This window comes from Neopusillimonas aromaticivorans (assembly GCF_030344915.1).
Lineage (GTDB): Bacteria > Pseudomonadota > Gammaproteobacteria > Burkholderiales > Burkholderiaceae_B > Neopusillimonas > Neopusillimonas aromaticivorans.
Genome location: NZ_CP128233.1, coordinates 3,088,670 through 3,101,800 on the forward strand (window position 1 = coordinate 3,088,670; position 13,131 = coordinate 3,101,800).

Below are 13,131 nucleotides of genomic sequence, written 5' to 3' on the forward strand. Positions count from 1 at the left end.
TGATGACGCGGTGTCAGTGGCGTACCACGTCAGTGCACGGTCGCGTTGTGGTGCTCAGCCAACCTGGAAGGTGGTTTCCGGGTAACGTACCAGGCCTTTATGTTGCGTGCTCAAGCTGTAAATGAGGGTTAACGGCCCCAGACGACCCACGAACATCAGAAAAATCACCAGGAACTGGCTGGGGGCTGACAGGGTAGGGGTCAGGTCGCGGCTTAACCCGGTGGTCGTGATGGCCGACACGACCTCGAACAGAATGCTGATGAAGGGTGCCGGTTCAAAGAGGGTCATGATCAGGGTGCCGCAAAAGATCAGCGTCGCCATGATCAGCAGCAAGGCCAGGGATTTTTGTACCGTATCGGCCGAAATGGCGCGCTTGAGCAGGGTGACCTGCGGGCGCTGAAAGATATACGACCATGCTGCTGCCATCAGCACAATGAACGTACCGATCTTGATGCCGCTGGCCAGGCTCAGCGACCCGCCGCCAATGAACATGTACAGCATCATGACCAGTGTGGTGCTGTCTTCAAGGCCGGCGATATCGACACTGTTGAAGCCTGCTGTCCGTGTGCTTACGTTTTGCAGCCAGGCGGCCAGCGCCTGACCCGACAGGCTCAGCGGCTCTAGTGTATTCGGGTTGTCATATTCCAGCAGCCAGATCAGGGCAAACCCTGTCAGGTTCAGGGCTGCAGTACCCAGCAAAACGATTTTTGTATAGGGCGCCAGCGTTTTCCAGGCCTTCTTCTGACGAATATCATTGAGCACGGTAAACCCGATGCCACCAATAATGACCAATAGGGTGGTGCCGATGACCAGTACCGGATCGTCGACATAATTGGTCAGATGGGTACTGGTGAGTGACATTCCGGCATTATTGAACGCCATGATGCCATGGAAAATGCCCCGGCCCAGGGCGGTGTAAAAGTCGGTTTCCCGCCACCACCATACGGTGAAAATGCCGATGGCGATGGCCTCGATGGTCAAGGTGATCTTGATGGTGGTGCGCGCGGTCTGGCGTACTGTGGCGATGCTGGTCTGGTTGAATGCGGCTTGCGCCAGCGCTTGATGTTTGAGACTGATGCGTTTGCCCAGGGCCAGCGCCGTAACAATCGAAAAGGTAATGAAACCCAGCCCGCCGATCTGTACCAGCACCAGCAAAATGGCCTGGCCTAACGGGGTGTAGGTGCTGCTGATGTCTACCGTGGACAAGCCGGTAATGGTGACGGCCGAGGCTGCCGAAAACAGTGCGGTTAACGGGCTGATACCCTGCTGGTTGGAAAAGGGCATCCATAGTAACAGCGCACCAACCAGAATCAGTGTGATGAAACCTGCCGCCAGTACAGCCGGTGGCGAGGCATTCAGGCGCCCGGTGCGCTTGACATGATGGTAATGACGCAGGCTTTGGCGCGGGTCCCAGTTGCGCATGGTTATGACAGCATCGGGGCGATGGTTTTCAGGGCGTCAAGCTGGCCGGCCAGAACCAGAATGTCTTTGGCATGCAATTCAAAGGCGTCAGCGGGGTGGAAGTACATGTCGGCCTTGCGCTTGACGACAAGGATATGAATGTCTTCCTGGCTTTCAACCAGAAACTGCTGGATGGTGGTGCCTTCCAGGCGTGCACCGACATCGATTTCGACGACGAACTGGCCGTTACCCAGTGAAATGTAATCGTTCACCATGGGGTAGCTCAGGGCTTGCGCGACCCGTATGCCCATTTCTTCTTCGGGGTGAATGATGCGGTCGACGCCGAGTTTGTTCAAGATGGTGTGATGGGCACGCGAAGTGGCTTTCACCCAGATTTTCTTGACGCCGGCACTTTTAAGGTGCACCACACAGAGCAGACTGGCTTCGAGTTCGGCGCCAATGCCTACCAGAACGACGTCGTAGTGGTCCAGACCCAGTTCTTCGATAGCGCGCCGATCGGTGACGTCGGCAATCACGGCCTGCGTGAGCTGGTCGGCGTATTTATTGACAAGCTTTTCGTTGGTGTCGACGCCAAGTACGGAATGCCCGAGCTTGACGAGCTCCAGCGAGGCGGCCGAGCCAAAACGACCCAGACCAATGACGGCAAATTGCGCCATGTTGCGCTCCTGTTGAATCAGGTCGCCATTTTAGGCGGTTCGGCGAGTGTTCTTCAATCGCACATGATTTGCGCAGAGTGATGGTTGTGTGAAAGGTCTGCAGGTTAAGCCTCGAATGTGTTATTTTTAAAAGATTAGGGTTAACCTGCATCAAGGTCTATTTCATGGTCAATTTGTTTGAGCCGGTTCAGTTCGGCAATCTTTCGTTAAGCAACCGCATCATCATGTCGCCGCTGACGCGTACGCGTGCCGGCGAAAATCGTACCCCCGATGATCTGGTGCGTTTGTATTACTGCCAGCGTGCCGATGCTGGCCTGATTCTTACCGAAGCCACATCGATTACGGCGCAAGGTGTAGGCTACCCGGGCACTGCCGGCATCTGGACTAAAGAGCATATCGAAGGCTGGAAGCGGGTCACCGAAGCCGTACACAAGCGCGGTGGAAAAATTGTTCTGCAACTGTGGCATGTCGGCCGGATTTCCGACCCTGAACTGTTGAATGGCGAAATTCCGGTGGCGCCCAGCGCCATTGCACCGCAGGGGCAGGTTGCATTGCTGCGGCCCAAACGTGATTACGTGGTGCCACGCGCGCTCCAGACCTCTGAGGTCGCAGACATTGTTCAAGATTTTGCACAGGCCGCGCGCAATGCCAAAGAGGCCGGTTTTGATGGCGTCGAGGTTCATGCCGCCAACGGTTTCCTTATCGATCAGTTCCTGCACGACGGTTCCAACCAGCGCACCGACCAGTACGGCGGTTCAATAGAAAACCGTGCCCGCTTTTTGCTGGAAGTGGTGGATGCCTGCTGTGCGATCTGGTCATCGGGCCGGGTAGGCGTACACCTGTCACCGCGTGTGGGCATTCATTCGATGCACGACAGCGACCCCGCCGCGTTGTTTTCGTATGTGGCCGAACAATTAGGCAAACGTAACCTGGCGTTCATGTTCGTACGTGAACCTGAAGGTCCCGAGGCCCTGGCACCCAAAATGAAGCAACTGTTTGGTGGCCCCGTCATTATCAATGGTGACTACACGCTTGAAACCGCACAAAAAGTCATCGATCGCGGCGATGGTGATGCCGTGGCGTTTGGCCGGTTGTTCATTGCGAACCCCGACCTGGTGGCGCGTTTGAAGGGTGGTCATGGGTTCAATGAACCCGACCCCACGACGTATTATGGCCAGGGTGCCCAGGGTTACACCGATTACCCGTCATTGTCGCCGGTTGATTGCGAAGCGACTGAGGGCTGATGGCAAGGGCTATGGCTATGGCTTGAATGCCTCGGCGTGCTGACTGATCGTCGACCCCCGGCAGTGCACATCGTATAGCCAATCGCTGAAAGTTAATGGCGCTATCCCATTCTTGCGGGTAGCGCCATTTTATTCGCCCGTTATTTCAGACGGGAATGTCATTACCCGGCCGGGTGATGACTACTTCATGTAGGCGCCAATGGTGGCGGCCAGTTTGACCGGGTTGAATTTGTCAATGTAGCCATCGGCGCCCACTTTTTTGCCCAGTTCACGATTCGAGTCGCCCGACAGCGAGCTTTGGATGAATACCGGAATACCATCGAAACGTCGGTCTTCTTTGATGAGCTTGACCAGGGTGAAGCCATCCATCTCGGGCATTTCCAGATCAGTCAGGATCACCGTGAGGTGGTTTTTCAGGTCTTTGCCATGTTCTTCAGCCATGGCAAGCAGCGCATTGTAGGCATCGCGCCCGTTCTCTGCCGAACGGTATGCAACCCCCATTTTCTCAAGTGTGGACATGATCAGGCCCTGGGCCGTTTTCGAGTCTTCGGCAAAATAGACCAAGTGTGACTTTTCAGTCTCGAGTTTGTTGACTTCGTTCAGTTCCGAGTCGTGTTCGGTGGGGTTGATGCGCGACAAGATCGCTTCGACGTCGACAATCATGACCAGACGCTCACCCACTTCGGCCACGGCGGTGACCAGGTTACCGCCCATGGCGGCGGGCGCCGGTTTGACCAGATCCCAGTCAAGGCGAACGATGTCATCGATGCGGTCAACCAGAAAGCCTTGCACATGGTTGTTGTATTCAGTAATGATCAGGCAATCACGCCGGTCTTTTTGTTCGAGGCCCATGAAAAATGGCAGGTCGATCATGGGAATGATGCTGCCACGCAGCCGCAGCATGCCCACCATGCCGGTGCCCTGCGAGTTGGGCAGTTGCGTCAGCGCAGGGGTTTCCATGACTTCGCGTACTTTGAAGACGTTGATGCCATAGCTGTTATAGGTTTTGGTATCGTCGTCGAACAGTTCGAAGATAAGGAGTTCCAGCTTGTTGGAGCCAGCCAGATTGGTCGTCTCGTTAACCCGGTCAAAATAATCGGAATGGCTCATGGTGCGTGGACTCGTAAAAAAATTGAAAGGGTGCGTAAACGCGGAAAGGGTGTTTTAACGCGGAAAAGGGGTATTTTGACAGCGGCATCGTTATTTCAACGTTGTCGTTGATGCCATCAGGCGGCTTTGGGCCGGATAACCTTGAAGGTGGCCGTGGCCTTGACCAGGAGTTCACCGTCTTCGCCCAAGGCCCGCCCCTCGCAAAAAGCGATGGATTTGCCCATGCGCAGGCAGGTGGCTTCAAAAATGACGGTACCACGGGCCGGGGCCAGAAAGTGCGATGTCATGTCAATGGTCGCCATGGTGGTTGATGTATCGTTCGCGCGTGCGGCTGCACTGAGCGTCAGGTCAAGCGCGCTCATGAGTGTGCCGCCGTGCACATCGCCCCGGCTGTTGGTCAGATCAGCCCGCCAGGGCAGGCGTGTGCGGGTCAGCTGCGGGGAAAAATCAAGGGGTACCAGACCGATATACTGCATGAACGGAATGTTCAGACCGAAGTAGTCGGCACTTTCTTTGGACATCTGCGTCATGGCATCAGGACATCAGGCGTTGCTTGACCAGACCCGATACGGCGGCCATGTCGGCGCGACCGGCCAGTTCGGCCTTGAGAATGGCCATGACCTTGCCCATGGCCGGTGCGCCACTGACACCCTGTGCAGCAACGTCGGCAAGGGCTTTGCCAATGGCGGCATCGAGTTCTTCGGGGCTGGCTTGTTGCGGCAGGAACTCTTGCAAGACTTCAAGTTCAGCGAGTTCCTGGGCGGCGGTTTCGGTGCGACCTGCGTTTTCGAAGGCAACGATGGACTCGCGACGTTGCTTGACCTGTTTTTCAATGATGGCCGTTACATCGGCGTCGGTCAGTTCGCGGCGTTCATCGACTTCTTTCTGTTTGATGGCGGCCTGCAGAAAGCGCAGGGTACCCAGACGGGCAGTATCTTTGGCGCGCATGGCGGCCTTGACGGCATCAGCGAGGTGTTGCGAGAGCGATTGGCTCATGGTGTTTCCTGATTCTGTGATGACAACGGTTTTCTGGTCTGCTTATGAATAGAAACCGTGATCGTATCTGCATTGAAATTTCCCCAACCATTTTAGAGCATGATCGTGATGGGTTATGTGTATTTTGGGACGCAGGGACCTGCGTCAAACACCCGAAAGAGGGTTAACTCTTCTTTACACCCGGCCGGTGAGTGCTTCGTATATCATGGGTGCCTGTATTTCAGGTTGTTTTTTTATGTCAGATTCTTCTTTGCCCATTCCCGATCCTGTCGTGCTGGTGCCGGCCAACCGGCGCGCAGAGGTCTTGTTCGTATTGCTTCACGACGATGCTGCCAGCCCCGATCAGCTTGAAAGCCTGAAAAAGGTGCTGTTGCAAGCCTTTCCTCAGGCGGCCCTGGCGTTGTTTTATGGGCCTTTGGCGTCTGAGGTCAACCGGCATCACTGGTTCGAGCAACAGGGCCTTAACGAGTACAACTACGTCGGGCGTGTTGAAAGCGCTCTGCCTCGCCTGGTGGCGCATATCCAGTGGGTACAAAAACAGCTTGAACTTGATGCTGACGCCACGGCGCTGTGCGGGTTCGGGCAAGGGGCTACTTTGGCCCTTGAGGCTACCCTCGCGCATGCTGGCCTGGCCGGTCGTGTGCTTGCGTTTTCGGGGTGCCATGCACGTTTGCCGGCAGTTGTTTCTCCGCACACCACCATGCATCTGTTGCACGGTGCCAACGATCCGGTTGTGCCTCAAGACGCCATGAAAGCGGTTCATGCGCATGTGTCAGATCTTGGTGGCGATGCCACACTTGATATTGCGTCGGGGGTTGGGCATGAACTGCATCCGGCATTGCTCGAACAGGCCGTGCATCGGTTGCAAACCTATGTACCCATGCGCCGCTGGAAAGAAGCCATGAGCACCTTGAAGGAAAAATCCTGCGACCCGGACGATGGCATTGATACCACACCCCCACCGGGTACGACTCTGCACTGAAACGCACCGGGTATGACCCTGTACTGAAGCGATCAGTCTGGCAGTTGCCAGGGCCAGTCGTGGCGTTCGACCGGTTGGCCCTGACGGTCGTAAGTCAATTCACTGAACAGCGCGCGCCCGCTTTTATGGATGGCAATAACGGTTGAACATCGTGTGCCGTAGTCGGGGCTGACGATGAAAGGGCTGCTCAGCAGACGTTCTTTTTCCAGCGATAAACCGGTATGTGGCAGTTCGTGGTCGGGTGCCTGGGTATTATCTTTCAGTAATTCAAAAACCCGGTTAACCGAACGCTCCAGATGTTCGACGGGGAAGTGGTTCAGCACCTCGCGCAGGCGTTCGGTTTTGGGCCAGGCCGTATCCAGCAAGTGGTTAGATACCACATAGCGGCCTGGCGTCAGTACCCAGGCACGCCGGGGGCCAGGCCATTGGTTGCTGACGTAGCTGGCATGCTGCCTGTCGCCGATCAGCAGATTGAAACCTGCGTACATGCCGCCCTGAACGGCAGCCTGTTCAGCGTAATCCAGGGCGCTGTCCTGGCTGGTCAGAAAATTTTTCACCAGCTCACCGCGTGAGACCGGGTTGGATGGCCCCGACAGATTCAGGTCGCGATAATTGGTCAGGACGGCAAACCGGCCTTGCCGCGTAACGCCCAGCCAGGTACCGCCTGCCGCTTCGTCGATGCCGGCAATCACGTCGGGGTGGTCTTCCCAAGGGACTGCCGGGCGTGCCGGACGGGCATGAAATTCGTCGCGATTGGCGGCAATGAACAGTGGCCAGTCAGGATGTGATTGCCACGCCAGGTAGGCAATGCACATGGCTTACTTCAGCATGGCCAGGTTGAGGTGCTTTTCCACGTAATTGCGTACCCTCACGGCGTCACCGATACGCGAGTAGCGCCCGTGTGAATTCAGGAACACCATGGCCACCTCGCGGTTATCGATGCGGGTCACCATGACCAGACAAAGACCGGCTTCATTGATAAAACCGGTTTTTGAAATGTTGATGTCCCAGTCATTGCTTTTAACGAGCCGGTTGGTATTGTTGTAAACCAGCTGACGCCCGTTTTTAAGTTTGATGTTGTGTTGGTCACTGACGGTGTAGCGCTGGATGACAGGGTGTTCATTGACGGCGCGCAGTAGCTTGACCAGATCGCGGGGCGTTGAAACGTTGTCGGCAGACAACCCGGTTGGATCGACAAAACGGCTGTGGCGCATGCCCAGTGCGCGTGCCTTGTCGTTCATGGCGCGTACAAAGGCCAGCATGCCGCCCGGATAGTGACGACCCAAGGCGTGAGCTGCACGATTTTCAGATGACATCAACGCCAGATGCATCATGTCGGCGCGAGTGAGTTGGGTGCCTACCGCCAGACGAGAGCGAGAATTGCGCAGTCGGTCGATGTCATCTGTACTGATAGACAAGTTTTGTTGCAGGGACAAGCCCGATTCTGCAACAACCAGAGCGGTCATGAGTTTTGTAATTGAGGCAATGGGGCGAACGTCTTCGCTGTTTTTGTCATACAGCACTGAGGCGCTGGACAGATCTTGTACGAAAACCGATTCGGATTGCATGTTGTCGGCGTGTGCCACCGGGGCAAGAGCGGCGACCAGCACACAGGCCCCGGCAAAGGCACAAAAACGACGAAAAATTGACTTCAGCAGCATGTGAGTTCCAGCAATTCACGATGCTGCTGATCATATCAAATAAATTTAAAAATCAACAAATAAATTAGTGGTTTATGTGACCTAATTCAATTGATTTCTATGTGTCTTGTTCAGCAAGCGGTCAGACGTGGCGTTTTTTCGTTGGCCAGACCAAACAAAGGGCGTAGCCCGACACCGACGGCATTGCCGGCGAATGCGGCAGGAACCCAAAGCCATCCGTGCAGGCTGCCCGACAAAATACCGCTGAAGTAGGCCCCGATATTGCAGCCAAACGCCATGCGCGAACCAATACCCAGCAGCAACCCGCCAACAATCGCTGCCGCCAGCGAACGCGCAGGCAATTTCCAGATAGGCGCGAATTTGCCTGCGGCTGCCGCTGCACCCATGGCGCCCAGGACCAGACCGATATCCATGACGGAAGTAATGTCTTGAGCGATAGACTGCTGAAGCGGGGCAGGGTTCTTGACCCAGAATGCCCATTGATCGGGCTGCGCCAGATCAAAAAGGCCAGGGTTTTGGCACCCCACAAAGCAAATGCCGAGGTAATGCCCCAGGGCGCCCGGCCAGGGCCAGGGTCGCAAAGTTGAGAATAACCAGTGCGACAGCGCCCCACACCAGCGGCCAAGGGCCGCGCAGCAGCGAATTCATGCCGCCCGTTGAGCGCGCATGACTGATGATTTGCCCATGCCGACGCTTTTCAAATACAAGAGTCAGCCAGTAGATCAGGGCAAACACTGCCAGGTTAGACAGCAGGGCGGGCCAAAGGCCCCAGGTTTTACCAAGGATACGGGGGGCAGGGCCGGTAACGAGCCCCACCACGGAAAAAGCCAGGCACCGATGACCGAACCCACAATGAAAAATGCCAGCGTGACGACCATGCGGGTGCTGCCCCCGCCCACGGCAAACAGGGTGCCCGAGGCGCAACCGCCGCCCAGTTGCATGCCAATACCAAAGATGAATGCACCCAGCACCACCGAAAGCCCGGGTGGCGAAACAAAACCGTTTACCGCTTGCCCGGCCAACGTACCCTGGGCAAGAAACGGAAAGAACAGGATAACGCCTGCGGCGAGCATCAGCATTTGTGCGCGCAGCCCGGCACCCTGGCGGTCTGACAGGAATACACGCCACGACGACGTAAACCCAAACGATGAATGATAAAGGGTGATGCCCAGCAAGATGCCCACAACCCACAGCGCGGCCTGGCGGCCACTGACGGTTTCAGCAATGTAAAAAATACCCGCCAGTGCGATAAGCAGCGCAATGGTAAGGGGCTTGATGTTCAGTCGAACCGGACCGGTCGGTCCGGGCAAGGTGTGTGAGGTGGACATGATGTTTTTTAAGTTGTGTGATAGCGATGCCGTTCAGCGGCACATGCGCCATTTATTAATAACCAATAGCAATAATGGAAAGGTTTGATAGAACGCAGGACAATATGTTAATCGTTTCAGCCGATATTTTCATGTCAAGTGGTTTCTATATTTCTTATGGAAATAAACTTATCGATGGTTGGCATACACTTTGGCAACGCAGGTTCTTGCACGGGCTGGCCAGATTCGTCTGCAACTTTTGGGTGATGTGTGTTGGGTGCGGGTTGCTTCGCGTTCATTACTTCGGGTCGTCGGGCGTCGGCTTTGTATTTCAGTTTATAAAGGTAAAACCATGAAAATCCTGATTGTTGGCGCGGGTGCTGTCGGCGGCTTGTTCGGTGCGAGTTTGCATCGGGCAGGCGCCGATGTGCAGTTTTGGTGCGCCTGGCGCGCAAGGCGTTACTGGATGCCGAAGGGCTAACCGTCGTCACCCCGGCCGGCGAATATCCGTTCACGCCGCGCACCGTCGTGGCCAGCGACTTGCAGCCGGGCTATGAGCTGGTCATTCTGACCAACAAGGCATACGCCCTGGATGGGGTGATCGCCGATGTGCGGGCAGCCGTTGGGCCGCAAACCTGGTTTTTGCCGCTAATGAATGGCTTGCGACACCTTGACGCCCTGGACGCCGCATTTGGTACTGATCGCGTGTTGGGCGGCATCGCCATGACAATTGCTACGCTGGCTGACCCGACGCATGTGCAGGTGGCCAATGCCTACAGCAGCATTACGGTTGGGGCGAGGTCGGCGGGCCAAGTTGAAATGGCGCAACGGGTGTGGCAGATGCTGTCGGACTCCGGGATTGAAACCGGATTCAGCGAGCGGGTTATTGACGATATGTGGGACAAGTTCTGCCGGATGGCATCGTTGGGTGCGGCCAACTGTTTATTACATGGCACGGTGGGCGAATACATGCGCAGCCGTGACGGCGGCGACATTGCGCTGCAGTTATTCCACGAGTGCACTGAAACGGCAAAGGCGGCAGGTCACCCGATGCATCCGCAGGCGGTGGCGGGCTTCCAGCGGGTGCTGACAAACCCGAAGTCGTCATTCAATTCATCGATATACCGGGATATGCGGGCGGGGTTGCCCATCGAGGGCGATCATTTGGTTGGTGATATGGTGCGCCGGGCTCAGGCAGCAGGGGTGCCCTGTTCGTTGCTGGCCGTGGCGTTGGCCGTGCTTGAAACCTATAGCGGGCGGTTAGAAGCCTGAACATGGATAGCTTTGGGCGCGGCCCCGATGGGGGTGTTAGCCAGTGCCAAGCGGCAGCATCGTAGCCAGTGGAATAACCAGAATCACACTTTAATGCGCTGAAAAATGTATTTTTTAACGATAATATGCGCATAAAAGTGCGGTTTGAACGCGATTAAGCAAGAACATCCATGAGCCATCCTTGCCCCGAAGAAACCGATACCCGTCACTCTTGCGGCTGTGGCAGCGCTTCCGGCACTGAAACCATCGTCGTCGCCCCGCCCAAGCCAGAATCGCAAGGCATACCGGTATTCCGCATTCCTACCATGGACTGCGCGGCAGAGGAAGGAGAGATCCGGCACGCATTGGCAAAGCTTCCGGGGCTGCGCAGCCTGAGCTTTCAACTCGGGGCGCGGACTCTCGCAATCGATGCCCCTGCCGAATCCATCCCGCTGGCGCTGGATGCGATTCGCAAAGCAGGATTCAAACCGGTTCCATTGTCCGGGCCCGTAGGGCAAGACGGTGATCATGACCACGCGGGTCACGACCACCCTCACAGCCTGGGTGGCGTTGCGCTTCCCGAAGGTTTGCCCCGATACGTCTTGGCCCTGGTTTTGGCCTTTGGGGCTGAATTAATTTCTTTCTTTGCCCCGCATACGGTGGTCTTCTCGGGCGTCGGTATGGCCCTTGCGTCTGTCGCCATCGGGCTGTCCGGGTTTTCGACCTACGTAAAGGGTTTGGCAGCGCTGCGCAACCTGCGCCTGAATATCAACGCGTTGATGACCGTCGCCGTCACGGGCGCTTTCCTTATTGGTCAATGGCCGGAAGCCGCCATGGTGATGGCGCTGTATGCCCTTGCCGAACTCATCGAAGCGCGCTCGGTAGACCGCGCCCGCAATGCCATCAAGGGGCTGTTGGACATGACGCCAGAGAAGGCGCAGGTCAGGCAAGCCGACGGTTCATGGGTAGAGTGTCTGGTAAAGACAGTCGCCCCAGGCGCAATCGTTCGGGTTAAACCGGGTGTGCGTGTTCCACTCGATGGGGTGATCGTCGCAGGGGCGACTTCTGTCGACCAGTCTCCCGTGACCGGGGAAAGCATTCCCGTCGATAAGGCTATCGGCGATGCCGTGTTTGCAGGCACCATCAACGCCACTGGCATGGTCGAGGTCCAGGTCAGCTCAGCGGCCAATGGCACGTTGCTGGCCCGAATCATCCATGCGGTGGAACAGGCCCAAGGGTCGCGCGCGCCCACACAGCAATTTGTGGACCGCTTTGCCGCCATCTATACGCCCTCCGTCTTCACGCTGGCTTTGGCCGTGTGCTTGCTGACGCCTTGGTTGATGGGTTGGACCTGGATGCAGGCTATCTACAAAGCCTTGGTGCTTTTGGTCATCGCTTGCCCCTGCGCGTTGGTGATTTCCACCCCCGTGACCGTCGTGAGCGGGTTGGCAGCGGCCGCGCGCCGTGGCATCTTGATCAAGGGCGGCGTCTACCTGGAAGGCGCCCGCAAGATCAAGGCGATTGCGCTGGACAAGACCGGCACCATCACGCTGGGCAAGCCCAGGTTGGTGGCTACCGAAGTTCTGCCGACTGACCAGTCAGAGCCACAAGTCTTGCGTTGGGCGTCAGACCTGGCAGGGCACTCCGACCATCCCGTGTCCAAAGCCATTGCCCAGGGCCTGGGCATCCAGGGCAATGGGCCGCTTGAAGGCTTCACTGCTTTGCCGGGGCGCGGTATTGAGGCTAAAGCCGATGGCCTTGCCTTGATTCTTGGGAATCACCGGCTGATCGAAGATCGTGGGCTTTGCAGTCCGCAGATTGAAGCTCGATTGGCCGAACACGAAGCGCAGGGCCGCACGGTCACGATGCTGGCTTCCAGCACACAAGTTCTCGCAATCTTCGCAGTTGCCGACACCATCAAAAAGAGTTCGCGCGACGCCATTGCAGAACTTCATGCCCTTGGCGTGGCTTCGGTCATGCTGACGGGTGACAACGTCGCCACAGCCCGGGCCATCGCAAGCCAGGCTGGCATTGACGATGCGCGCGCTAATTTGCTGCCCAAAGACAAACTTGCGGCAGTTGAAGAAATGCAAAAGCAATACGGCTACGTTGCAATGACCGGCGATGGCATCAACGACGCCCCAGCGCTGGCCCGTTCCGATATTGGCTTCGCCATGGGTGGTGCGGGAACCGATATCGCCATGGAAGCGGCAGACGTGGTGATCATGAACGACGATCTGCGCCGCATTCCCGAAGCCATCAGGCTATCACGCAAGACCCAGACCATTCTTTGGCAAAACATTGCACTGGCCCTTGGCATCAAGGCCGTGTTCTTGCTGCTGGCATTATTCAACGGCGCGACCATGTGGATGGCGGTATTCGCCGATATGGGGGCAAGCCTGCTGGTCGTGTTCAATGGGTTAAGAATGCTGCGAAACAAATGCTGATGTGCTGGCACATCCAGACAGACCACAACGAAACCTCTGTCCTGTTCCGGAGGCC

11 protein-coding genes and 2 pseudogenes are annotated in these 13,131 nt (G+C 56.7%); 5 read left to right on the plus strand and 8 right to left on the minus strand.

Going from position 1 to position 13,131, the window contains the following annotated elements; genetic code table 11:
* Positions 1 to 54: 54 nt before the first annotated feature.
* Together N7E01_RS17175 and N7E01_RS17180 are read right to left on the minus strand one after the other, a co-directional pair.
* Positions 55 to 1,422: a TrkH family potassium uptake protein gene (locus N7E01_RS17175; RefSeq protein WP_289173753.1), complete on the minus strand. Its 1,368-nt coding sequence runs from the start codon at positions 1,420 to 1,422 to the stop codon at positions 55 to 57.
* Positions 1,423 to 1,424: 2 nt separating this feature from the next.
* Positions 1,425 to 2,078 (minus strand): potassium channel family protein, encoded by a 654-nt coding sequence (locus tag N7E01_RS17180; RefSeq protein ID WP_289173754.1) that lies wholly within the window; start codon positions 2,076 to 2,078, stop codon positions 1,425 to 1,427.
* 164 nt (positions 2,079 to 2,242) lie between these two features.
* On the opposite strand from N7E01_RS17180, the gene N7E01_RS17185 reads away from it, so the two are divergent.
* On the plus strand, positions 2,243 to 3,322 hold the full coding sequence (locus N7E01_RS17185) for an alkene reductase (protein ID WP_289173755.1): 1,080 nt from the start codon (positions 2,243 to 2,245) through the stop codon (positions 3,320 to 3,322).
* 180 nt (positions 3,323 to 3,502) lie between these two features.
* Here N7E01_RS17185 and N7E01_RS17190 read toward each other — a convergent pair whose 3' ends face one another.
* The 3 genes from N7E01_RS17190 to N7E01_RS17200 form a co-directional block, all read right to left on the minus strand.
* The gene (locus tag N7E01_RS17190; protein WP_289173756.1) at positions 3,503 to 4,432 is read right to left on the minus strand and encodes a chemotaxis protein; all 930 of its coding nucleotides are present in this window, start codon (positions 4,430 to 4,432) and stop codon (positions 3,503 to 3,505) included.
* A gap of 116 nt (positions 4,433 to 4,548) precedes the next feature.
* Positions 4,549 to 4,953, minus strand: a complete 405-nt coding sequence (locus tag N7E01_RS17195) for a PaaI family thioesterase (RefSeq protein WP_434089590.1) — start codon at positions 4,951 to 4,953, stop codon at positions 4,549 to 4,551.
* Positions 4,954 to 4,966: 13 nt separating this feature from the next.
* Entirely contained in the window at positions 4,967 to 5,428 is a 462-nt protein-coding gene (locus N7E01_RS17200; protein WP_289173758.1) for a GatB/YqeY domain-containing protein, read from the minus strand.
* 235 nt (positions 5,429 to 5,663) lie between these two features.
* Between N7E01_RS17200 and ypfH the strand changes: the two genes are divergently transcribed.
* On the plus strand, positions 5,664 to 6,410 hold the full coding sequence (gene ypfH, locus N7E01_RS17205; RefSeq protein WP_289173759.1) for an esterase: 747 nt from the start codon (positions 5,664 to 5,666) through the stop codon (positions 6,408 to 6,410).
* Positions 6,411 to 6,442: 32 nt separating this feature from the next.
* On the opposite strand, the gene N7E01_RS17210 is transcribed toward ypfH, so the two are convergent.
* The 3 genes and pseudogenes from N7E01_RS17210 to N7E01_RS17220 form a co-directional block, all read right to left on the minus strand.
* Positions 6,443 to 7,225, minus strand: coding sequence for an NRDE family protein (locus N7E01_RS17210; protein WP_289173760.1), 783 nt, complete (start codon positions 7,223 to 7,225; stop codon positions 6,443 to 6,445).
* Positions 7,226 to 7,228: 3 nt separating this feature from the next.
* Positions 7,229 to 8,071 carry a D-alanyl-D-alanine endopeptidase gene (pbpG, locus tag N7E01_RS17215; protein WP_289173761.1) on the minus strand — a complete coding sequence of 281 codons (843 nt, stop codon included), beginning with the start codon at positions 8,069 to 8,071 and terminating at the stop codon, positions 7,229 to 7,231.
* Positions 8,072 to 8,181: 110 nt separating this feature from the next.
* A pseudogene (locus N7E01_RS17220) lies at positions 8,182 to 9,399 on the minus strand (YeeE/YedE family protein).
* A 331-nt stretch (positions 9,400 to 9,730) separates the two neighbouring features.
* On the opposite strand from N7E01_RS17220, the pseudogene N7E01_RS17225 reads away from it, so the two are divergent.
* From N7E01_RS17225 to N7E01_RS17235, 3 genes and pseudogenes are all read left to right on the plus strand, one after another.
* Positions 9,731 to 10,119, plus strand: a pseudogene (locus N7E01_RS17225) (2-dehydropantoate 2-reductase N-terminal domain-containing protein); the annotation flags it as partial.
* Positions 10,120 to 10,293: 174 nt separating this feature from the next.
* Positions 10,294 to 10,650, plus strand: a complete 357-nt coding sequence (locus tag N7E01_RS17230; protein ID WP_289175852.1) for a ketopantoate reductase C-terminal domain-containing protein — start codon at positions 10,294 to 10,296, stop codon at positions 10,648 to 10,650.
* Positions 10,651 to 10,820: 170 nt separating this feature from the next.
* Positions 10,821 to 13,076, plus strand: a complete 2,256-nt coding sequence (locus tag N7E01_RS17235) for a heavy metal translocating P-type ATPase (protein WP_289173762.1) — start codon at positions 10,821 to 10,823, stop codon at positions 13,074 to 13,076.
* Positions 13,077 to 13,131: the final 55 nt, after the last annotated feature.

What these genes read in the sequence shown, in the direction of transcription:
- N7E01_RS17175 (WP_289173753.1), bottom strand. Translation starts at nt 1,422, where the DNA reads ATGCGCAACTGGGACCCGCGCCAAAGCCTGCGTCATTACCATCATGTC.
- N7E01_RS17200 (WP_289173758.1), bottom strand. Translation starts at nt 5,428, where the DNA reads ATGAGCCAATCGCTCTCGCAACACCTCGCTGATGCCGTCAAGGCCGCC.
- N7E01_RS17185 (WP_289173755.1), top strand. Translation starts at nt 2,243, where the DNA reads ATGGTCAATTTGTTTGAGCCGGTTCAGTTCGGCAATCTTTCGTTAAGC.
- N7E01_RS17195 (WP_434089590.1), bottom strand. Translation starts at nt 4,953, where the DNA reads ATGTCCAAAGAAAGTGCCGACTACTTCGGTCTGAACATTCCGTTCATG.
- ypfH (WP_289173759.1), top strand. Translation starts at nt 5,664, where the DNA reads ATGTCAGATTCTTCTTTGCCCATTCCCGATCCTGTCGTGCTGGTGCCG.
- pbpG (WP_289173761.1), bottom strand. Translation starts at nt 8,071, where the DNA reads ATGCTGCTGAAGTCAATTTTTCGTCGTTTTTGTGCCTTTGCCGGGGCC.
- N7E01_RS17235 (WP_289173762.1), top strand. Translation starts at nt 10,821, where the DNA reads ATGAGCCATCCTTGCCCCGAAGAAACCGATACCCGTCACTCTTGCGGC.
- N7E01_RS17230 (WP_289175852.1), top strand. Translation starts at nt 10,294, where the DNA reads ATGGCATCGTTGGGTGCGGCCAACTGTTTATTACATGGCACGGTGGGC.
- N7E01_RS17190 (WP_289173756.1), bottom strand. Translation starts at nt 4,432, where the DNA reads ATGAGCCATTCCGATTATTTTGACCGGGTTAACGAGACGACCAATCTG.
- N7E01_RS17210 (WP_289173760.1), bottom strand. Translation starts at nt 7,225, where the DNA reads ATGTGCATTGCCTACCTGGCGTGGCAATCACATCCTGACTGGCCACTG.
- N7E01_RS17180 (WP_289173754.1), bottom strand. Translation starts at nt 2,078, where the DNA reads ATGGCGCAATTTGCCGTCATTGGTCTGGGTCGTTTTGGCTCGGCCGCC.